At 72.4% G+C, this 655-nt stretch carries 1 protein-coding gene; it reads left to right on the forward strand.

Features of this window, described 5'->3' with window-relative positions; translation table 11 throughout:
• Window positions 1–599: DUF6817 domain-containing protein (locus BBH68_RS38800; RefSeq protein WP_342673172.1), on the forward strand; the 599-nt coding region annotated here is incomplete at its 5' end.
• Window positions 600–655 lie beyond the last annotated feature (56 nt).

Raw genomic sequence — 655 nt, forward strand, 5'->3', positions numbered from 1 at the left:
GCACAGTCCGCAAAACGGGTGGCCTGATGGGGCGGCCCGCCCCGGCGCGATGGCCGCGGGCCGAGAAGTTCCTGTCCGACCGCGGCGCCGCCCGGACGGCCCATCCGGGCGGAACGCTCCTGGACCACCTGCACCGTGTCACCCGCCTACTCTCCGCCTGGGGCGCCGACCCTGACGTCCAGCTCGCGGGGCTGTGCCACGCTGCCTACGGAACGGACGGATTCGACGGGTCGCTCCTGGGCATCACCGAGCGCTGGGTGCTCGCCGAACTGATCGGCGATCGCGCGGAGGCCCTGGTGTACCTGTACGCGAGCTGCGACCGGGCAGCCGTCTATCCTCGCCTGGGCAACGGGCTTCCGGTGGGCTTCCATGACCGCTTCACGGGCCGGGAACACACTCCGGCCGCGGCGGACGTACGCGCCATCGTGGAGATCACGGCCGCCAACGAGCTCGACGTGCTGGCCCATAACGTCGGGCTGGCCGAACGCCACGGCCCGGCTCTGTACCGCCTGTTCGCCCGCTCACGCGAGCTGCTGTCCGCGCCAGCGTGGAACGCCTGCACCGAGCAGCTGGCCCGGTACGCCCCCCGGGGATCGTGATCCGCGGCCTGGACCACCTGGTGCCGACCGTCACCGTCGTCGAGCGGACCACTGCC

This window comes from Streptomyces sparsogenes (assembly GCF_001704635.1).
Taxonomy (GTDB): domain Bacteria; phylum Actinomycetota; class Actinomycetes; order Streptomycetales; family Streptomycetaceae; genus Streptomyces; species Streptomyces sparsogenes.